Source organism: Rodentibacter genomosp. 1 (assembly GCF_001999285.1).
Lineage (GTDB): Bacteria > Pseudomonadota > Gammaproteobacteria > Enterobacterales > Pasteurellaceae > Rodentibacter.
Window position 1 is genome coordinate 134,344 of the sequence record NZ_MLHN01000008.1, and the last position, 18,594, is coordinate 152,937.

Genomic DNA, 18,594 nt, shown 5'->3' on the forward strand with positions numbered 1-18,594 from the left:
CTATTGGTTTTCTCGGTATTATGTGGCAAATACACAAAATAGAAAATTCATACAAAATATAAGGCGTACTGAGTATGCCCTTTGTTTATAAGCCATTAAAGTTATTGATATTGGATATAATAATCCGTGTGTCCCTATAATCATATTAAAATACCGGTTCTATCATTTTCTACATAATACTGAAAGTGCGGTTAATTTTGACCGCACTTTTCTTTACACAATACAAACCTCCAATTTCAATTGTTTATTGTGGAATTGTTGCAGTGTATTGCGGTGTCCGATACTGAGAATAATCATATTCGGTAAACATTCTTTAATGATTTTATAAAGCTGATATTCGGTGGCTTCATCAAGTGCGGAAGTCGTTTCATCCAAGAAAACTACGTCAGGTTTCGTGAGCAAGATACGAATGAACGCAACCCGTTGTAATTCACCGGGTGATAAAATAGCCTGCCAGTCGTTTTCTATATCAAGCGCGTGGAGATATTTTTCCAAGCAACAATCACGCATTATATTGATTAAGTCCGGATGATGAGGATTAATGTCCGGATAACAAATAGCCTCACGCAAAGTCCCTTGTGGCATATAGGGGCGTTGCGGTAAAAATAAACTTCCCATACAGGGGTGTTCCGCAATCCCGATAATTTCAAAAGGATAGATGCCGGCAATGGCCTTGAGTAAGGTAGTTTTACCTGTACCTGACGCCCCTTGAATGAGTAACGCATCACCATTTTCAAGTTCTACATTTATGTTATTTAATAAAATGCGTCCTTGTTCGTCTTTTATACCAAAATCTTTTAATGCCACTCGATTGGAGCAGGTATAAGGTTGGGAGATTCCCGACCTATCTAATTCATCTAATTTGGTTATAAAACCATAAAGACGATTAAGACGTGCCTGATATAAGGTAAATTCTTCATAAAATAACCGGAAGAAAGAAAGTGCGGTCATTAATCGATTAAAGGCTTGCACGGTTTGGTGCATATCGCCCAGTTTGATTTGGCCACTAAAAAAACGGGGGGCTTGTAGCATTAATGGTAATAGTTTGGCAAAACGGGTAACGCTGTTGTTAAAACCGTCCAAACCAAGCATTTTTAAGACAATCGCCCAACGGTTGCGAATGATTTGAGAAAATTTATCTTTCAGTAAAATTTGCTCTTTCGGCTCACCATGATAAAAGGCAATACTTTCCGCATTATCACGCACACGAATTAATGAATAACGATAGTCTCCATTGAGTTTTTCTTTATTAAAGTTGAGTTTTATCAATGGGTAGCCAATCCAAACGGACATTAGGGTAGCAAAAATAATAAAGCCATAAATAAAGAACACCACGCCTTTTTCAATAGTCAAACCGAAGATATTTAATACACCGGAAAGTGACCAGAGAATAATAGTAAACTCAATGGTGGTCAGAACAGAATTTATCATTCCCCGCACAATTTGCATGGTGCTGGTGATAAATTCCCGTGCATCCTGTTCAATTCGCTGATCGATATTATCGGGGAGTTCCCGTTCATATTTGAGTCGATAATAGTTTTTATTTTCCAGCCAGCGTTTCACTAAAATCCTATTAAGACTTTCTAACCAACGAATTTCAAAAACTTGGCGTAGAAAATAATCAATAATGGTATGTACTACTTGAATAAGTACTAAAAGTGCGTTGAGTTTAGCAAAGAACCAAAATTTATCTGCATTGAGTTCTTGCATTGAGCTATACAAGCCATTGTAGAAAAAGGAATTGAGCACACTAAACCGTACTTCAAGCAAAATCATCAGGAAAAGCAATAGCAGCATGGCAATCAGTTTAAGCCGGTTTTGCTTGGTAATGGATGGCGAGGCAATTCGCCAAAATTTTTTGCCGAAAATTGTGTGTTTTAATGCTGTCATTGTAAGGGTAACGCAGATTATCACCCAAAAAAGTGCGATCAAAATCCAGTTTAAACTATTATTGAGTTCGGTTTGCCAGTTCATAAATGTTTATCAATGAAAAAAGGGCGAGAGTGTTTCGCCCTGATAAGATTCAATGAATTAGAAGGAATATTCTACGTTAGCCCAATAAGTGCGAGGCATACCTAACACAGCAAAGCTACGATCATAACGGCCACGTTGAACCTGCCAGTATGATTTATTAAATAAATTTTCTATTCCAACACGGAATGTCAGGCTTTGTTGCTCACTTAATTTCGCCACGTATTTAGCACCTGCATCAACCGTCGTATAAGATGGAAAGGCAAATTTTTCAGAATAATCTTGATAGGATTTTCCGTAGTATTGAACAGCTGCATTAAGTGTTAAAGCTCTGATAAATGGGGTATCCCATTCAACGGCGGCTTTAGCAATCCAACGAGGGCTTGCCACTTGTGAGCCGTTGATAATCGGACCGGCAAAACTTGAGTAATCAATTAATTTTCCTTGATTGTAAGTGATACCTAAACTTGGGCGTAATGTACTATTTAGCAGATTTCCGTAGATATTTAATTCAATACCGCGGTTACGTTCTTTGCCTTGTTCCTGTCCGGTTTTAGTATGAACACCGGGGCGTGATAATTGGTAAATGCTTAAGGTTGTAGTTGCAAGATCTTTCCAGTTTTTACGCACCCCTAATTCAATTTGTCGGCTAACAACAGGTTTTGCCATAACGCCGGTATCCTCATCAGTTGCACCCGGTTCCAAATCTTCTAAATAATTGGCATAAAAAGTTAAGTTTGGATTAGGTACATAGGCTGCCATCACCATTGGGCTAAAACGACTTTCGTGATAGCGAACATCTCGATCTGGTTTTGCCGGATAAGGCAGGGCGTGTTGCTTAATCCACTGGAAACGTCCGCCGAGTGTTAAACGAACGGTGTTATCAATAAATGAAGCGGTATCTGCAAAGGCGAGGCTGTAACTCGCTAGTTTTTCGTTCGTTGCGCCTTGAGTTACGGCCTTATTGGGCTGCTGGGATGTCATAAATTGCGGATGATAAAGATTAAGATTGGAATAAATATTTTGATTTAAAACCGTCCCCTGATCAAAATCACGTTGGCGTCTTACCGCATCAAATGCTAAATTCCAGTTGTGGTTGATCGAACCGGTTTCAAATTCACCTTGTAATTTTAGATTTTCGCTTGTTGTACGAATATGGTAATCCATCGCTCTGAGTTGTTGTAAACGATATTGTTCGGTATAGGTGGTTTCATCCATCATTCGAACTTGACCGAATGTACCGTAATAGCGTGATTCCATATAACCCAAGCCACCGGATAACATCATGTTATAAGGTAGATCATATTCAAAGGTTCCCATAATGGTTTGATCTTGAGTAGTTTGACCGTTCCAATGTGGCACAAAATTTGTATCACCGTTTGGTGCGCTTGGTAAACGATAGTTTAAGCGCTGAATATCTTGAATACGCGCACGGCCGCCATGTGTTGCCCGTTTGGCATACATATAATCAATACCTGCACGGAACTTCTCACCACGATAGTCCAAACCCACAGCCAATTCTTTGTTTCGTTCGTCATAGTTATGGCGTGCCGTATCACCATCACGATATTTCCCGTTTAGGCGGATACCCCATTCTTTATTTGCACCGAAACGGCGACCAAAATCAAAGGTTTCCTGTAAACGATTGTTGCTGTACCAAGCAAAACCAAGTTGATTAATATCTTCATCCGCCGCCCGTTTGGTCTCAACATTTAAGGAAGAACCGGCGGCACCTTCAGGATCCATTCCGGCGACAGCCGTTGAAGCGCCTTTGATTAGCTGAGCGGAGCTAACGGCAGCAGTTGGGGAGTTATAAGTAGAATAAAGCCCTGGTAATCCATTCACTGTAATTTGACGGGCATCCAATTGCAATCCTCGCACATAAATGCCCGATAAGGTATTGGTTTCTCCACCGAAATTCATCACAGAAGAATCAATTTTAGCAATTCCGTCTAAAAGATTACGTTGTTGAGAATTTTCAAAGGCTTTTTCATCGTAGTGAACAACCGCAATAGGTGAAGTAAATGCAGTTTGTCGCCCCAGTAAACTGAGATTAACAATTTCTTTTTGTTTTTCACCGGCCGCTTTGGCTTTTTCTAGCTCACTCACGACATTGATTTGATCTAATACGGTGGAATCTAAGCTTGCATCAGATACTTGAGTCTCTGCTAGTGTAGAAACAGATATTCCGGCAAATAGCGCAGTATAAAGAATGTTATGTTTAAACATCATGATTGCTTCCCTTAAAATGAATGAAATAAAAAAGAGTCACAAGTATAACTGAAAATAATTGTTTATCTCAATAAGAATAATTTGTATTTGTTATTAATAAAATATAGAGAAAATTAGTTAGGAGGAAAGTGTAGAAGAAATGACAAAAGCGTGGAGACGTGTGAGAAAAGGGTAATGTCTAAAATTTTAGCCCTCTCTGTTTATAGAGAGAGCTATGGTAAAAATACAATGAAAAACAACCGCACTTTGTTTCTTAATGCTTTGATTTTTCATTAATAAATTGAAAGAGCGCATTTTTAGGCGAATTGCTTTATTTCAGTTTTTCTAATCGAGCCATCAATACGTCATCACTCAAACCTTGTATTTTTCTCATCCGATAGAATAATAACACGGCGGCAAAGGTCAGAGAAACGACAAAGGCAATCCAGAAACCTTGAGCACCAATATTGGGGATAAGCAAATCGGTTCGCGCGAGCGTATAGCCTAACGGCACACCGATCACCCAATAGGCAAAAAGGGTGATATAGAGAATGACTTTAGTATCTTTATAACCACGTAACACTCCGCTTACAACGACTTGTATCGTATCTGAAAACTGGTAAATTGCTGCAATAAGCAATAAACCGGCGGCCATACTAATCACGGTTCTATCTGTTACAAAAATGCCTGCAATTTCGTAGCGAAAGAATACGGTAATAAATGCGGTGATGAGTGTGACGGTTAAACCAAGAATAATGGCTGAGTAAGCGATATTTTTCGCTTTTTTTGGTGAACCTGAGCCGAGTGCCTGCCCAACAAGAATTGTAGTGGCCATACCGATCGACATCGGAAACATAAAAATAAAGGAACTGGTATTTAACGCAATTTGATGGCTTGCCACAATAGTTGCACCAAGCGGAGAAAGCAATAATGCGGTAATCGCAAACAGTGCCACTTCACAACAAATCGAAAGGGCGATAGGTAAACCTAGCTGCAAAAGTTTTTTTAATGTAACAAAATGAGGTTTTTCAATGAGTTGGCTAAATACTTTTAGTTCACGTTCTTGACGATTAAAGTAAGAGTAGCTAATCATCATAAAAAACATTAACCAATTCACTATTGCCGTTGCAATACCGCAACCCACCGCACCGAATGCCGGTACGCCGAGTTTACCGTAAATAAAAATGTAGTTCAGCGGAATATTTACCATCAAACCAAGAAAAGTAATCACCATGGCGGGCTTGGTTTTTGCAATACCATCATTTAAACAACGAAAATTAATCAGCAATAAATAAGCGGGTAGTCCCCACACCATGGCATGCAGATAGTCTCGCGCAATTTGTGCCATTTGAGGCTCCATTTGCATAAATTGTAAGACAAAATCGCTGTGATAAATAAATAATCCAAGAGGAATACTGCTTGAAAGGGCAATCCAAATACCTTGTCGAACTTGATGTGCGATGCGATGGCGTTGTCCGGAACCATTTAAATAGGAAATGGTTGGGGGTAAGGCAAGTAATAAGCCATGCCCGAAGAGAACTAACGGTAGCCAAATAGAAGCACCGACAGAAATGGCAGCCATATCCGTAGAGCTTACCCGCCCTGCCATAATGGTATCTACAAGCCCCATTGAATTTTGAGCGACTTGTGCCAGCAAAATAGGGATAGCAATTTTAATTAGTTTTTTAATATCAACGTGATACTCGGATAAAAGACGAAAATTCATAAATTTGATATACTACGCAAAAATTTGATTGAGGGAAATTTATGTTTACAGGAATTGTACAGGGCATAGCCCCGATTCATTCAGTTACAGAAAAGACACATTTTAGAACACAGGTCGTAAAATTACCACCTGAAATGCGCAAAGGGTTAGAAATTGGTGCGTCTGTCGCGAATAATGGGGTGTGTTTGACTGTGACTCAAATTCATGATGATTTAGTCAGTTTCGATTTAATGCAGGAAACCTTACGAATTACTAATCTAGGCGAATTAAAGGCAGGTGATTTCGTTAATATTGAACGCGCCATGCAAATGGGCGATGAGATTGGCGGGCATATTTTATCCGGTCATGTTTATTGTACTGCGGTGATTTCCGACATCATCACAACCGAAAACAATCGCCAAATTTGGTTTAAATTACCGAATATGGAAGTCATGAAATATATTTTAACCAAAGGTTTTGTGGCGGTAGATGGTATTAGCTTGACCATTGGTGAAGTGAAAGACAATCAATTTTGCGTGAATTTGATCCCTGAAACATTACAAAGAACCTTGATGGGGCAGCGAAAAATAGGGGATGTGGTCAATATTGAAATTGATCCTCAAACTCAAGCAATTGTTGATACGGTAGAGCGTTATTTAGCGGCTCGCACCTAAATGAAAAGAGCGGTCAAAAACCTTACTGTTTTCGGTATTATGTCGCAGTTGCACAAATCTGTTTTTGGGTAGGGACACACTGTCGTGTGTCCCTACATGTCGTTGAAGTTTCTGTTTTTGTGCATTTGCTAGATAATATCGAAAAATCTTACTTTTTTTTGACCGCTCTTTTATAAAATTAATTTTTCTGTTTTTTCGATTTTTTCCACTTCCAAACTAAGAATAGGGCAACAGCAGCAACCAATATGTAAATAACCATTTGACCCTTCTGTATTTGCTCATGTAGCCAATCTAAATTTCTCGCCCCAAATTCTCCAAGGTACACCCAAATTGGCACAGAAATAATGGCTGCACAGAAATCAATGAACACAAAACGGGCGTAGCTTACTCGACGTGTAATGCCTGAAACCATATAAATTGGCGCTCTTAAGCCTGGGAGAAAGCGAGCGATAAATAGCACCCGATTACCATACTGAGCGAATTTTTCACGTACCATTTTTAAACGTTTTAAGGTGACAATTTTTCTCATTGGTCTGAAACGTAAAATTTTTGTGCCATAAATTCGACCTAGCCAATACATACAGGAATCACCGGCAAGTACGCCGAACATACTGACTAACAACATGACATGGGAATTAATACTTTCGGGATAAAGCCCGGCGATGACACCACCTGAAACAAGGGTTATATCTTCCGGAATAGGAACACCAAAGCCACAGATAATCAAAACAAAAAGTACAGCCCAGTAGCCGTAATCAGTAAAAAAACTAATAAGAAATTCCATTTTTGCCTGCTATTTTCATTCTCTCAATGGGTAAAAATTGGGAGGTATTCTAATCTTTTCTGACTGAATATCCTAGAAAAAGTTTGCCTTGGTGGAGAGGATATTTTATAATCTGCGCCCTCAAAGTCAGGGACTTTGGGACAATTCAGGAAAGTTGTTGGGTCGCCTGCAACTTTTTAATTTTTAATCTTATTTCAAAGAGAACATCAAAATGGCATTTAAATTTAACGCTGAAGTTCGTGTAGCGCAAGGTACGGGTGCGAGCCGCCGTCTGCGTCATAATGGTCAAATTCCTGCTATTGTTTATGGTGGTAAGGAAGCACCGGTTTCAATCATCTTAAATCACGATGAACTAAACAATGCACAAGTTCATGATTCTTTCTACTCTGATGTGATTACACTTGTCATTGACGGTAAAGAAGTCGCTGTGAAAGTGCAAGCCATGCAACGTCACCCGTTTAAACCAAAATTGGTTCATGTTGATTTCAAAAGAGTATAATTCAGTATTTATTCTCTTTTAAGCTGATTTTATTCCCGAAATAGCTTTTCTCTTAAAATTAGCTCTCATTATTAGATAATAAAAAAGCCTTGAAGTGAGTATTTTCAAGGCTTTATCGGTTCTTATTGGATTGTGTTGGATTTCAATTTGGTGCTGGCGTCATTTGAATTGATAGTGATAAAGCCTTGTGTATAAAGGGTTCTTTGTAATTTGATTTTTTAATGTACTACTAAAATACAAAGTCATCTATTAAAATGACTATTCTTTGAACAATTATTTGGATCGTAAAGAGAGGGGATCAGCCAATAGCGACCACCCAAATTTAGTCGCTCAAATTTTCTCTTTTTACAGTGCCGGCAAAATCGGCAATATTTCCCATTTTGGTAAAATTGGCTTTACTCTTTCAGTAAAATTTAGGTTGGCGTAAAATTGCGTTCACCTCTAACCGATCCATTTTTGGATTGGTTGCTTATTCTCAAATTGAGGTTAAGTCATTAAGTAAAATTTAATAACTGGCAAAATAACTTTCACCGTTGGTGGGTGTTGAAATATTAAATCAGGTGTTCGTGTTATACGAATGCCTCAATCGTTCGCATCATACGAATCGTTCAACTGTTACCATATAGTCAGGGTTCACATTTCCTCAAATTTGAGGGCGTTAAATTTTCCCTCGCGCGCGTACTGCTGAAAAAATTCCAATAAAAAAGGCTCAATGCGCTGCACTAAGCCTTTTGAATTATGCTGTTTTGATATGATTCAATAGCACTTCATTGATCCGAGTTTGCCAACCTTGCCCCGTTGCTCTGAACGCTTGAATCACTTCAGGCGATAATCTTAACGTGATAGATTGTTTAGTCGGTGCTTTCTGCTTTCCTCTCCCTGCTCGAATTTTCCCTTGCTGTTCCATCTCTTTTTGGTGGTTTTTTACCATTGCCATAAACTCAGGGGGCATAACCTCTACTAAAGGTTTAGCAAGCGCAAAATCAGCCTCTGTCAATTCTCTAACTTCGCCATCTGCATTAATAAGCGGTTCTCTGTGTTTCATATCTCTTTACCTCTCTTTTATTTGCCTTGCGTGTCAATGATCTTCCAAAATTGAACCACAAAGATCCTTTAAAAGTGATCCACTTTTATTATTTCTTAATTACGATGTTTAAATCGATAAGATTCATTACCCGTTTCTAAAATATGGCAATGTGAATTAACCTATCTAAAAGTGCATTTGTCACTTTTGCCTCAGTAAATAGGGTGTCCCACTCTGAAAACTCAAGGTTTGTCGTAATGATAACACTGGTATTTTCATGAAGTTGACTCGTTAAATGAAACAGTAATGCCCCACCTTTTTGACTAAAGGGTAAGTAGCCTAGCTCATCCAAAATGATGACATCTTGACGAGTCATCTAAGGGACAAGCTTAAATTGTTTCATTTGATTATCCAGCTCAAGCTGATTCACCAAATCCAATACGTTCCAAAATCGTACTTTATAGCCTTGTTCTGCAGCTTGGATGCCAAATGCCGTCGCTCAGTGCGTTTTTCCTGTACCTGGACCACCCACTAAAATAATATTACGCTTGGCTTTAATCTATTCACCATCCAGCAAAAGTTGAAAGCGGGCTTCATCTAAAAGGCTTTGCTTAAAATCAAATTCAGCAAAGGTTCTTTGTTGGGGAAACTTAGCACGTTTAATCCGCCCTAAAGTTTGGTTAATGCTTCGTTGTGTGATTTCAACATTTAGTAAACGTGCGAGAATATCGAGCGTCGGGCGTTTGCGTCGAACACCTTCAATCACGATATCGTCAAATTCATTTGCCATTGTTGTTAATTTAAGCTGTTGTAGTCATGCAATATAGTCTTGTCTTTCCATTATTATCTCTTGTCTGTTTTATTTTAGTGAAGGAAAGGTAGTGGTTCTTCGATATTGAAGGAGTTGGTCAAATTGACTGAGATTTGCTTTAGGCGGACAACGCAGCGCAACGTGTCGACTCTCTATTTTAGGGACTGTTGGTTCAGTCAATCTTAAGATAATATTCAGTACGGCTTCAACAGTAGGTAATCCTTGTTCTAATGCGAGCTCTGCGGCAGTCACGCCGACTTCCTCGCCAAAATCCGCAATTAAACTCAGAAGCTTAACCATTGCCTTGTCACCACGAGGTTGTTTGAGTAAGTGATGTTGAAGGGTTTTAATCGCAGGAGGAAGTACCAAAGGGCGGAAAAGCCGCTTACGGCGTGTTTGAACTTGTCGCTCGACTTGACCTTTCTCCCAACCTGAGGCCGGTGTACAAGCGACAGGCTCAATGAGAAAAGGGTTCATCATTGCCAAAATCCCTCATTAAATGACCGCTCTTTGCCTGATTTTATCTGTTTGACAATGGTTTTAGGGTTATCATAAATTCCCCGAGAGGGGACACCACCAAAATAAGTAAAGGCGTGATTATGTGCATCGATAAGCATTTCTAAGGTTTGTCTAAAATAAGCTCGGACATAATAAGCACGAGAATGACAAAGTCGAAATGAGCGATATTTACCGTTGTTTCAACCTCATTTAATACCACTTTCTCAATGCTCCAATCAAATTGATAAGACTCACCGAGTGGAAATTTTTGAGGGATAAAAACAGCCGTAGTGGGTGGGGAAAAAGAGGCTTTATAACGCTTAATAAAACGAGAAACACAAGGGTATTGCCCTTCAAAGCCAAGGCTTTGCAAATACTCAAAATGACGTACTGCAGTTAAACGTTGAGAAGGTGGCTTATCCATCTCCTCTTTGAGTCGTTCAATTAATAGGGCTTTATAAGGCCCTAATTTAGGTGAATCTGTGTGTTGACGTTGATAGTTTGGAATCTCAACCATATTGAGATATTTTTTGACTGTACGACGACTGAGTCGAAGTTTTTCAGCGATTTTACGCTGAGAAAGCCCCTCTTTATGGTAAAGGCGACGTATTTTTAAGATGGTTTCCATGCAAAGCATACCAGGTTATTCCCTGTTTAAATAACAAGGAGTTTATCAAAAGATGCAGTGGATCACTTTTCGATGATCTTACTGCATCAGCCTGGTGCATTTTTGCATGATCATTAACAGGTAGTAAGATCCTACTAAACGTACTACTAAAACTCAAGGAGTTAGTAGTATCTCGTTGGCTCGCATTGGACAATAAAAAAGCCTTGAAGTGAGTGTTTTCAAGGCTTTATCGGTTCTTGTTGGATTGTGTTGGATTTCAATTTGGTGGGCTGGCGTCATCTGAATTGATGGCGATAAATCCTTTTAAATACTGAATTTCTTTTAATTTGATTTTTAAGTGTATAACTAAACGTATAACTAAAACAAAAAGTCATCTATCAAAATGACTATTATTTAAACAATTATTATGATCGTAAAAAGAGGGTATCAGCCAATGGCGATCACCCCAATTTAGCCTCTAAACTTCACTGACCTTTAACCGGTCCTTTTTTGGTCTCGTTGTTTATCCTCAAATTGAGGTTAAGTCATTAAGTAAAATTTAATAACTGGCAAAATAACTTTCACCGTTGGTGGATGTTGAAACATGTCGAAAGGATTGCGTGATAGTTTCCGGCAAGTGAAAAGGTACTCCTAGACGGGGTGGGCGTTCCACGGGGTTTAGGGCGCGTGGTTTTCGGCAGTTTTTTGAATTTCTAGTCATCATCATCTTTCTAACAAAACTCAATTTGAGGTTTATTATTCGATTAGGTGTTCTTGTCATACGAATGCCTTAATCTTTCGCTTGATACGAATAGTTCAACCGTTACCTATAGCCACGGTTCACATCTCCTCAAATTTGAGGGCGTTAAATTTTCCCTCGCGCGCGTACTGCTCCCTAAATTCAATAAAAAAGGCTCAATGCGCTGCACTAAGCCTTGTTAATCATTATTTTTGCTTGCTTCTATCTCTGCCGGCTCTGGGCTTTGTGGTGTGTAACTTGGTAGCTCAATTTCGCCTTTTTGGTGCGCTTGGATTTGATCAAAGCCTTGTTTTAATTCATTGAATAAATTTCTTTTTTCCATTTTTTCAGGCTTTAATTTCACCCCCAAATTAATGATTAATTTAGCCATTGAGCAACCACGCCTTTATATCTTGAGATGTTTTAACATTTTCAGGCAAAGTCACAAATTCATCATTGATACGTTCTTTCATTCTATCCATATCGTAGTTAAATTCGGTGGTTCTGCTTCTGATTTTTACAAGCTCATTATATTCTTTATGTGGTTTTTTAGCGCTCATGAGGAGGATGATTTGAAAGGCAAGGAGGTAGCGTTTACTCTTAGCATTTCGAACTAAGGTCAGTTTTATCTTTTAGGCTACCCCACGATTAAGGTGATTATAAGGCTTTATTCTTTCTTTTACCAAGTCATTTTTAGTTTACGCCCCTGTTCAACACAATCTTTTAAATAAAGGTTAATCAATGTTTGATAGGGTAATTTCATTTCTTCTGCCAAGCCTTTGAAATAATCTATGGTTTCATCTTCAATGCGAATGGTAACCACTTTTTTAGATTTTAGATTATTGGCATAAGGATTTTTAACTCCCTTGCTGAAGTCATATTCTTCTCTCATTATTGCCCCCTGTATTGGTTAATTTCTCGTTTGGTTGCTTTTCTTGCTGAAATAATCCGGATATTGTTATCTCTTTCACAATGCACCACTACAAGCACGTTACTTTTCTCACTACGCCCTAACAATAAAAAGCGCTCTTCTAAGAAAGAGTGATCGGGGTCGGGAATTAATAATGCATCGTCATCATAAAAAACGCTGACTGCCTCAGTGAAATTAATTCCGTGCTTTCTCTCGTTTATCTCTGCTTTGTTTTTATCCCACTCAAAGCCAGCAATAGAAAACATAACTGCCCTTTATCGGTTGATAGTAAATACATTATATTTACACTAACATAAAAAGCAACGTTAATTTAGAAAAGTTTCACCTATGGATCAATCCAAGACTTTCCACCACCTAAAAAATAAAAAAAGTGTATAGATACACGAAAATCATTAGACACACTAGACACATCCGATTTTTAGAAAAAATATTTTTATTTTTCAAATGGTTAAGCCTAATTTTTGTGTCTAAACGCATTAGACACACCTTAGACACAGTTAGACACATTCGCGAATTGTTTATTTTTTGATTAGACACAAAACCCCATTTTTTAGACACAAAACCCCTAAAATTAGACACAAAAAGGGTATTTTTAGACACAGCATTTTTATTAAGCGATTGATATATTTAGCTTTTGTTCTTTTGTGTCTAGTGTGTCTAAGTTTTTTTGATGTTTTCTACACACGGAAAAAAATTTTTTCGTTGGTGGATAAAAAAAGAGCAAATCATTTCTGATCTGCTCTTTGTTATTTGATAGTCCGTACCTTTCAAAATAGGCTTTCTATTCCGTTTCTATGCTTTCCTCATCATCTTCATCCAATACGGCCAACACATAACAACGGATTGTTTTATTGCCTCGGATGGCTCTCGGTAATTGTTTTCGGTATTTGTAACCGCTGGCATTTGAAGTTTCTAACATACCTACACCCGCCAAGACTTCATTCGCCTGTTTCTCATTAAAGCCTTTAATCACATCTTCAAGATAAACCTGTGGAAAGACCCAATATCTATCGCTTTCTTGGGGTTCTTTGCTGTCGGCTAACTGGCGATAACCTGCCATATCTCTCGGCTCTTGTTGGTTATGATTAAAGGGAAATTCAATAAACCGTGCGCCATTTCGCAATAACCAACCATTCACCTGTTCAATAATCTGTTTTTCCTCCCGAGAATGTAGCCCGTACTCGTTCACCCATTCATTAAAACTGTGTAAAAGTGCGGTCTGATTTTCCGCTGTTTTCCACCCGGTAAAAGGGCTTGCCAGTTGTAGGGCAGTTTCCAGTATGGCAAATCGACCAGCCACCCGTTTAACTTGTGGACTCGCGTCATTGGGTAGCATTGCTTGCCATTGCTCCGCATAACGTTGATATTCAGCCACCACCGCTTGTTTATTTTCCAATAGCCACATAATCCACGCTTTGCCCATTGTGCCGTAGTATTGGCGTGTCATGGCGTTTAAATGGTCGGCGTGGGCTTTGCCATTGCCAAAATGATAAAACGTGTTGGCGGGCTGAATAGGGATATTTAACAAACGCACTAATTGCCCCGCATTGGTTCTGATGTTGTCCTGTTTGAGATATAACTCTAAATCTTGCTCACCGGTGGAAAAGGCAAGAATGCGCCAGCGGTTTAGCTCTCGGTTTCCGCCTTCCTTTGCCCCTTGGATTTTCCCTACGCCATTAAATAACGCGTAAGCGGTCTGTTCTACGTGCTTTTTACTTGCCCCTTGCCCGATTTCATCAAGGGGAATAAAGCCGTCATTTCGTGCGGCGGCTTCGTTAATTAAGCCTAGGCTGGTGCCGTTCCACGATAACCGGATTAAATCAGGCTCGCCATAAATTGAACTGGCAATATTGGCGATAGTCGTTTTCCCTGCGCTGGATTTTCCGAACAGGTGAACGCCAAAACTTTCCGCCCCAATCAAGCCAATCAAAGGGGCGGCCAACGAACACGCCACGCCCAACATCATAGAATGATTGCCTTCGAGATATTGCCCGATTTCTTGTTGCCATTCCTGTAGCGAGCCTTTGGCTTGATAGCCTGCGGTGGTGGCTGATTTGTTGTTGAAGTAAACGGGCTGATTCGGTTTCCCCAACACTTCACCATTCGGCAAAATATACGCGTTAAAATCCGCCTGCCAGCCTGTTTCATTCACAATCTGATAAATCGGCTTGTCTTGTGTATCTTGGAGATAATCCGCGAGGTGCGGTTTCAAGCGTTGGCTATTGGTGAGCCTAACGCCTTTTTGCTTGAGCAGTTGCCAGCCGGCACGCTCGCCAATTTCCGCCCACGGGAGAGCGATTAAAGTCGGTTCGGTTTTGCCCTGCGCTTGGAAAGAGAGCATAGAAAAGTAATCACTTTCGGAAATGCCTACGCCCACCACATCCACACAATCCGCCAGCCATTCGCATTTATCAACCATTTCGCCGGTGTCTTTGTCTAACTTCGGAACAACCCTAAAAAGCCCCGCTATGCCGTTTTCCTTGCGTTTTTCGGTGTAAGGTTGATGATTATCTCGGGTTGATTCGCAAATGAGCTGAATTTCACCGTGATAGGTTTCGCCCTTGCGTATGCGCTGAATATATCGGCTTACATCTTCAATCATCTGTAAGGCTTCATCACAATACATCACATTTTCGGCTGCCGTATGTTTGGCAAGATTCAAATAAACCGCTTCTAAAACTTCCGTGTCTAACGCATTGCCACCATTTGCCCGAATTAAACGAACATAACGGGCGTTTTTCGGGGCAATTCGCAATGATTGAATAGATTCTAAGGCTTTATCGTCCACCACCACACAAGGCGATTTACGGGCGTTTTCGCCTAAGGCATTTTCAAGGTCGATTTCAACCGCACTTTTACCCGATTCATTAATATGTTTGGCAATCTCCCACGCCTGCAAGCCTAAGCAAATCGTGATTTCTGTTTCGCCTGTTTGGTCTTGGACTTTCACAAAAGGGGCGTTTTTTAGTTTAGCCATTGTTGCCCTCCTGTTTCACTCGCTGTGCGCTTTTCTATTTGAGCAAGGGCAATCTGTGCTTCTTGAGATATTAAAGCGATATTGGCGCGCAGAAAGCCTAATACAGTGAATTTCATTAAATCCTGCTGGATTTCTTCTGCACTTAAATTCGCCAGCGCATCATCTACATTGTGAACGCCTTTGCGTGCCGGCATTGATTGAATTAGCCATTTCTCCACATAATGACAATCAGCCACCAACGCCCGCAGATAATCATCATAGCCTTTCATCTCGGTATCAACGGGAATAAGGGTCTCCCTCATGGTGTCAAAAAGTGAAAACAGGGCAGAAAATGCCATCGCTTTATCTTCCATAGCACAGGCTAACGCCTCTTTCTCCCGTTCGGAATAGTCCGACCAGTCTAACTTTTCTTGTGAAGGATTGGATTTTGTTGTTTTAGCCATTGCTTACCCCTTGTTTTTTAATCACCACCGCTTGATAGACTTCATCATTCAAGGCTTTTTCTGATAGGCTTAACGCTTCCGCCAGACTGCTTACCGTACCGAGTATGATGGGCTTTTGTTGGCTATATCCGACGACTTGATAATTTACCTTACTCATTCGATACCCCTTGCAACTTCTCATTTTCAACGCGCTCGATATTGAGCCGGTCAATTTGTTCGATCACTTCATTGAATTTATAAATCAAATAGCCGTTGGCTTGATTGAAGTCTTTCAACGTGCCGGCATTGTCTTTTGTGAGGTTTGCACCTTGAGATTTCGCCAGCGCATTAAATAACTTTCCACCCGCCTTTAACCGTTCGACTAAATCCGCCATTTCCGACCGCATTTTCAGCTTGTGGTGGAAATCATCGGGGTAAAGTTCAAAACATCGCTTGTTACTCTCTGAAATTAGCCTAAATTGCCGTGTAATTTGAGCGTAGGCGAACGCTAGGGGGTTAAGTGATAATTTCCCTTTGTATTTCCCTTTAATCGCTCCTTGCGTTTCCTGTTGCGTTTTTGGGGTTTCCTCAATTTGAGGAGACCGATCCAAATTTGGATCGGTGTTATTTCCAACTTCCTCAATTTCCACCCGCTCCACGTTGCGATAGCTAAAATCATCTCTGTTTGATTCAACGTAGGCTTTGATTTCTTCTGCCCGTGCAAGGGCGACGCCTTCCGCACAAATAAACGTGCGCCCGTCTTGATAGTGTAGGGTGACGTTATTCATTGCCTTTGCCTCCCTTCATATTGCTAAGGTGAAATTCTGCATTGCCTGCGCTATCTCGTAACACATTGAGGAGATAAGCGTTCGCTTGGATTAATCCGCCTAATTGTCTCACGGTGGCATTGTTTAAGGCTTGGTCGTTGAAATTCTGCTCTTTCTCATCAGCAAAAATGCCTAAGTGTTCCATCATCTTGCCTACGGCAAATAACCCATATTCAATTGATTCGCAAAGATATTCGCTTTCATTGCGGATGGCCTCTAGGGTTTCTTTGGTGGTCTCGTCACTATCGACTTTTTCAAATAAAATGTTTTGAATAGCGTTATATTTAAGCATTGTTCACCTCCGAAAAAGTGCGGTTAATTCTCGCCACGGTTGCGATATGGCGAAAATCGGCAGATAAGCTCAAGCGTGCTTGTTCTTCGGTGATGGAATAAAGAGAAATTACGCATAAATTAAAATGCGCCTGTGTGCGATTCACACATAGAAATTTGAATAGCATTTTGGATAGTCCTTGTATTAATTTTTTAGGAACTACCGCTAGACTTCCTACGGTCGGGCGGTAGAACGTAACAGGGTAGGAAACTGCCATACAAGGAAGACAGCCAACCGCTAAGGGTTGCCTATTACGCACTACCATTGAAAAATGATCGGTTTTTGATTATGTAAAACAAAACCCGCCATTATTTGAGGTGTGCGAGTGTTACGCATAAAAAAACACGCTTTGGGCGTGCTATGCGCCTTGTATAAATTCAGCTTCCTACGGCTGGCAATCTCTTTTTCAGACTGCCTTTTTACTCTATGCCTATCGTGGGAAAGTGTCAAGCGGTAAATTTATGAATTTAGGTTTAGTTGTTTTTTAACGTTAAGATAAAATCCGATAATGCTTTTAGAAAATCGGGTGATAACCATAGAAAAAAAGCTATAGCAACGCCCACGCCACAAGACTTAAAAAAGAATTTTAAGCCTGCGGATATTTCTAATCCTGCTTTATCTGCGCCGTTTTCACTCATATTTCCCCCTATACTCACTGTTGTTAATAAGTTGCTAATAAATCTACAATGCTATAAGCCTGCCATAGGGTATTGGTTGCATTTTTTAAATGCGCTTGAGCTTTGTCGTCTAAGGTGTATGAGGTGGTAGCTTTAGGCATAGCTCACCTCCGAAAAAGTGCGGTCATTTTTAAGGTTGATTTTGCTGGCAAGAACAAGCACAAATTCACGGGCTAAAATGGCTCGGGCTTGTAATTCGCTGTCAGCATTAATGCGGATTTTTTGGATATGATTGGTTAAATCGGTGCGACGTATAGCCGCAAAAATGAATTGGTACATTTGTGTAACTCCAGTGAATCGTTTTTCAAGAGTTACCGCTTTAAGTTTCGAGGCTTTTTGGCGGTAACGTGTAACGGGCTCGAAAACTGCGATCACTGGAACACAGCAAAGGGCGAAACCTTTCCCGCTACACGCTACCATAGATAGACGCGCTAGGCGTTCTTTAGGTGTGTGTAAACCACGCATAAAAAAACACGCTTTCGGCGTGCTATGCGCCAGTGATAGATTATTCGAGTTTCGAGGCTCGACCTTTAACTTTTTCTTAAAGGCAGAAAAATCATAATGAATTTGACCGCACTTTGTAAAGCAGTTTTTGTTGGATTTTTCAAAAGTCATTAGTTTGTCTCATAAATAATTAGGGTATTTTTGGTAATGGTAATCGATTGATAACGTTCAAAATCTAGCCCTTGTTGCCGCAAGCCTTTGAGGATTTTCGCCTTGTTGTCAAACCGGGCGATATTCTCTTGGTTGCCTGTGTGGGTTGTACCGATTACGTCATAAATAGGTTTGTGCTTGCGTTTCATTGGTGTTTATCCGGCAAAACTGAAAGCGATAATCAGAAAGCTGATAAACATTAAAAATTCGATGATTTCTTCTTTCATTCTGTCTCCAATCTGTTCCCTATTA

Annotated in this window: 21 protein-coding genes and 2 pseudogenes; 3 read left to right on the top strand and 20 right to left on the bottom strand. The window is 40.0% G+C overall.

Annotated elements, in window-relative coordinates:
- Nucleotides 1-213 precede the first annotated feature (213 nt).
- From BKK54_RS04775 to BKK54_RS04785, 3 genes are all read right to left on the bottom strand, one after another.
- Nucleotides 214-1,974 (bottom strand): ABC transporter ATP-binding protein/permease, encoded by a 1,761-nt coding sequence (locus tag BKK54_RS04775; protein ID WP_077541986.1) that lies wholly within the window; start codon nucleotides 1,972-1,974, stop codon nucleotides 214-216.
- A gap of 57 nt (nucleotides 1,975-2,031) precedes the next feature.
- The gene (locus tag BKK54_RS04780; RefSeq protein ID WP_077541987.1) at nucleotides 2,032-4,203 is read right to left on the bottom strand and encodes a TonB-dependent receptor; all 2,172 of its coding nucleotides are present in this window, start codon (nucleotides 4,201-4,203) and stop codon (nucleotides 2,032-2,034) included.
- Between the two features lie 310 nt (nucleotides 4,204-4,513).
- On the bottom strand, nucleotides 4,514-5,908 hold the full coding sequence (locus BKK54_RS04785; RefSeq protein WP_077541988.1) for an MATE family efflux transporter: 1,395 nt from the start codon (nucleotides 5,906-5,908) through the stop codon (nucleotides 4,514-4,516).
- A gap of 41 nt (nucleotides 5,909-5,949) precedes the next feature.
- Between BKK54_RS04785 and BKK54_RS04790 the strand changes: the two genes are divergently transcribed.
- Nucleotides 5,950-6,561: a riboflavin synthase subunit alpha gene (locus BKK54_RS04790; RefSeq protein WP_077541989.1), complete on the top strand. Its 612-nt coding sequence runs from the start codon at nucleotides 5,950-5,952 to the stop codon at nucleotides 6,559-6,561.
- Between the two features lie 178 nt (nucleotides 6,562-6,739).
- Here the strand turns inward: BKK54_RS04790 and BKK54_RS04795 are convergent, their stop codons facing one another.
- Complete coding sequence (locus BKK54_RS04795; RefSeq protein WP_077541990.1) at nucleotides 6,740-7,345, bottom strand: DedA family protein; 606 nt, start codon at nucleotides 7,343-7,345, stop codon at nucleotides 6,740-6,742.
- Nucleotides 7,346-7,556: 211 nt separating this feature from the next.
- Here BKK54_RS04795 and rplY point away from each other — a divergent pair, with 211 nt between their 5' ends.
- Nucleotides 7,557-7,844 (top strand): 50S ribosomal protein L25, encoded by a 288-nt coding sequence (rplY, locus tag BKK54_RS04800; protein WP_077541991.1) that lies wholly within the window; start codon nucleotides 7,557-7,559, stop codon nucleotides 7,842-7,844.
- A 265-nt stretch (nucleotides 7,845-8,109) separates the two neighbouring features.
- Nucleotides 8,110-8,271, top strand: coding sequence for a hypothetical protein (locus BKK54_RS11730; protein WP_158074615.1), 162 nt, complete (start codon nucleotides 8,110-8,112; stop codon nucleotides 8,269-8,271).
- A 309-nt stretch (nucleotides 8,272-8,580) separates the two neighbouring features.
- On the opposite strand, the gene BKK54_RS04805 is transcribed toward BKK54_RS11730, so the two are convergent.
- The 16 genes and pseudogenes from BKK54_RS04805 to BKK54_RS04865 all read right to left on the bottom strand — a co-directional run bounded on the left by BKK54_RS04805 (nucleotide 8,581) and on the right by BKK54_RS04865 (nucleotide 18,491).
- The gene (locus BKK54_RS04805; protein WP_077541992.1) at nucleotides 8,581-8,889 is read right to left on the bottom strand and encodes a BrnA antitoxin family protein; all 309 of its coding nucleotides are present in this window, start codon (nucleotides 8,887-8,889) and stop codon (nucleotides 8,581-8,583) included.
- A 136-nt stretch (nucleotides 8,890-9,025) separates the two neighbouring features.
- Nucleotides 9,026-9,658 (bottom strand): annotated as a pseudogene (istB, locus tag BKK54_RS12215) (IS21-like element helper ATPase IstB).
- A gap of 69 nt (nucleotides 9,659-9,727) precedes the next feature.
- A pseudogene (istA, locus tag BKK54_RS04815) lies at nucleotides 9,728-10,814 on the bottom strand (IS21 family transposase).
- A gap of 908 nt (nucleotides 10,815-11,722) precedes the next feature.
- A complete protein-coding gene (locus BKK54_RS04820) occupies nucleotides 11,723-11,914 on the bottom strand; it encodes a hypothetical protein (RefSeq protein WP_077541993.1) in 192 nt (63 codons plus the stop codon).
- On the bottom strand, nucleotides 11,907-12,083 hold the full coding sequence (locus BKK54_RS11735; RefSeq protein ID WP_158074616.1) for a hypothetical protein: 177 nt from the start codon (nucleotides 12,081-12,083) through the stop codon (nucleotides 11,907-11,909). The genes BKK54_RS04820 and BKK54_RS11735 overlap by 8 nt, the downstream gene beginning before the upstream one ends.
- Before the next feature lie 119 nt (nucleotides 12,084-12,202).
- Nucleotides 12,203-12,415, bottom strand: coding sequence for a BrnA antitoxin family protein (locus tag BKK54_RS04825; RefSeq protein WP_077427175.1), 213 nt, complete (start codon nucleotides 12,413-12,415; stop codon nucleotides 12,203-12,205).
- Nucleotides 12,415-12,699, bottom strand: a complete 285-nt coding sequence (locus tag BKK54_RS04830) for a BrnT family toxin (protein ID WP_077541994.1) — start codon at nucleotides 12,697-12,699, stop codon at nucleotides 12,415-12,417. The genes BKK54_RS04825 and BKK54_RS04830 overlap by 1 nt, the downstream gene beginning before the upstream one ends.
- 536 nt (nucleotides 12,700-13,235) lie before the next feature.
- A complete protein-coding gene (locus tag BKK54_RS04835; protein WP_077541995.1) occupies nucleotides 13,236-15,431 on the bottom strand; it encodes a DUF927 domain-containing protein in 2,196 nt (731 codons plus the stop codon).
- The gene (locus BKK54_RS04840; protein ID WP_077541996.1) at nucleotides 15,419-15,874 is read right to left on the bottom strand and encodes a hypothetical protein; all 456 of its coding nucleotides are present in this window, start codon (nucleotides 15,872-15,874) and stop codon (nucleotides 15,419-15,421) included. Before BKK54_RS04840 ends, BKK54_RS04835 begins: the two co-directional genes overlap by 13 nt.
- The gene (locus BKK54_RS11740) at nucleotides 15,867-16,031 is read right to left on the bottom strand and encodes a hypothetical protein (RefSeq protein ID WP_158074617.1); all 165 of its coding nucleotides are present in this window, start codon (nucleotides 16,029-16,031) and stop codon (nucleotides 15,867-15,869) included. The genes BKK54_RS04840 and BKK54_RS11740 overlap by 8 nt, the downstream gene beginning before the upstream one ends.
- Entirely contained in the window at nucleotides 16,024-16,641 is a 618-nt protein-coding gene (locus tag BKK54_RS04845; protein ID WP_244153108.1) for a hypothetical protein, read from the bottom strand. The genes BKK54_RS11740 and BKK54_RS04845 overlap by 8 nt, the downstream gene beginning before the upstream one ends.
- On the bottom strand, nucleotides 16,634-16,972 hold the full coding sequence (locus tag BKK54_RS04850) for a hypothetical protein (RefSeq protein ID WP_077541997.1): 339 nt from the start codon (nucleotides 16,970-16,972) through the stop codon (nucleotides 16,634-16,636). The genes BKK54_RS04845 and BKK54_RS04850 overlap by 8 nt, the downstream gene beginning before the upstream one ends.
- A complete protein-coding gene (locus tag BKK54_RS11745; RefSeq protein WP_158074618.1) occupies nucleotides 16,965-17,138 on the bottom strand; it encodes a hypothetical protein in 174 nt (57 codons plus the stop codon). The genes BKK54_RS04850 and BKK54_RS11745 overlap by 8 nt, the downstream gene beginning before the upstream one ends.
- 346 nt (nucleotides 17,139-17,484) lie before the next feature.
- Nucleotides 17,485-17,649 carry a hypothetical protein gene (locus tag BKK54_RS11830; RefSeq protein WP_167366613.1) on the bottom strand — a complete coding sequence of 55 codons (165 nt, stop codon included), beginning with the start codon at nucleotides 17,647-17,649 and terminating at the stop codon, nucleotides 17,485-17,487.
- A gap of 132 nt (nucleotides 17,650-17,781) precedes the next feature.
- Nucleotides 17,782-18,303, bottom strand: a complete 522-nt coding sequence (locus tag BKK54_RS04860; protein WP_077541998.1) for a host cell division inhibitor Icd-like protein — start codon at nucleotides 18,301-18,303, stop codon at nucleotides 17,782-17,784.
- Nucleotides 18,303-18,491: a hypothetical protein gene (locus tag BKK54_RS04865; protein ID WP_077541999.1), complete on the bottom strand. Its 189-nt coding sequence runs from the start codon at nucleotides 18,489-18,491 to the stop codon at nucleotides 18,303-18,305. Before BKK54_RS04865 ends, BKK54_RS04860 begins: the two co-directional genes overlap by 1 nt.
- Nucleotides 18,492-18,594 lie beyond the last annotated feature (103 nt).

What these genes read in the sequence shown, in the direction of transcription:
- BKK54_RS04775 (WP_077541986.1), bottom strand. Translation starts at nt 1,974, where the DNA reads ATGAACTGGCAAACCGAACTCAATAATAGTTTAAACTGGATTTTGATC.
- BKK54_RS04780 (WP_077541987.1), bottom strand. Translation starts at nt 4,203, where the DNA reads ATGATGTTTAAACATAACATTCTTTATACTGCGCTATTTGCCGGAATA.
- BKK54_RS04785 (WP_077541988.1), bottom strand. Translation starts at nt 5,908, where the DNA reads ATGAATTTTCGTCTTTTATCCGAGTATCACGTTGATATTAAAAAACTA.
- BKK54_RS04790 (WP_077541989.1), top strand. Translation starts at nt 5,950, where the DNA reads ATGTTTACAGGAATTGTACAGGGCATAGCCCCGATTCATTCAGTTACA.
- BKK54_RS04795 (WP_077541990.1), bottom strand. Translation starts at nt 7,345, where the DNA reads ATGGAATTTCTTATTAGTTTTTTTACTGATTACGGCTACTGGGCTGTA.
- rplY (WP_077541991.1), top strand. Translation starts at nt 7,557, where the DNA reads ATGGCATTTAAATTTAACGCTGAAGTTCGTGTAGCGCAAGGTACGGGT.
- BKK54_RS04805 (WP_077541992.1), bottom strand. Translation starts at nt 8,889, where the DNA reads ATGAAACACAGAGAACCGCTTATTAATGCAGATGGCGAAGTTAGAGAA.
- BKK54_RS04820 (WP_077541993.1), bottom strand. Translation starts at nt 11,914, where the DNA reads ATGGCTAAATTAATCATTAATTTGGGGGTGAAATTAAAGCCTGAAAAA.
- BKK54_RS11735 (WP_158074616.1), bottom strand. Translation starts at nt 12,083, where the DNA reads ATGAGCGCTAAAAAACCACATAAAGAATATAATGAGCTTGTAAAAATC.
- BKK54_RS04825 (WP_077427175.1), bottom strand. Translation starts at nt 12,415, where the DNA reads ATGAGAGAAGAATATGACTTCAGCAAGGGAGTTAAAAATCCTTATGCC.
- BKK54_RS04830 (WP_077541994.1), bottom strand. Translation starts at nt 12,699, where the DNA reads ATGTTTTCTATTGCTGGCTTTGAGTGGGATAAAAACAAAGCAGAGATA.
- BKK54_RS04835 (WP_077541995.1), bottom strand. Translation starts at nt 15,431, where the DNA reads ATGGCTAAACTAAAAAACGCCCCTTTTGTGAAAGTCCAAGACCAAACA.
- BKK54_RS04840 (WP_077541996.1), bottom strand. Translation starts at nt 15,874, where the DNA reads ATGGCTAAAACAACAAAATCCAATCCTTCACAAGAAAAGTTAGACTGG.
- BKK54_RS11740 (WP_158074617.1), bottom strand. Translation starts at nt 16,031, where the DNA reads ATGAGTAAGGTAAATTATCAAGTCGTCGGATATAGCCAACAAAAGCCC.
- BKK54_RS04845 (WP_244153108.1), bottom strand. Translation starts at nt 16,641, where the DNA reads ATGAATAACGTCACCCTACACTATCAAGACGGGCGCACGTTTATTTGT.
- BKK54_RS04850 (WP_077541997.1), bottom strand. Translation starts at nt 16,972, where the DNA reads ATGCTTAAATATAACGCTATTCAAAACATTTTATTTGAAAAAGTCGAT.
- BKK54_RS11745 (WP_158074618.1), bottom strand. Translation starts at nt 17,138, where the DNA reads ATGCTATTCAAATTTCTATGTGTGAATCGCACACAGGCGCATTTTAAT.
- BKK54_RS11830 (WP_167366613.1), bottom strand. Translation starts at nt 17,649, where the DNA reads ATGAGTGAAAACGGCGCAGATAAAGCAGGATTAGAAATATCCGCAGGC.
- BKK54_RS04860 (WP_077541998.1), bottom strand. Translation starts at nt 18,303, where the DNA reads ATGACTTTTGAAAAATCCAACAAAAACTGCTTTACAAAGTGCGGTCAA.
- BKK54_RS04865 (WP_077541999.1), bottom strand. Translation starts at nt 18,491, where the DNA reads ATGAAACGCAAGCACAAACCTATTTATGACGTAATCGGTACAACCCAC.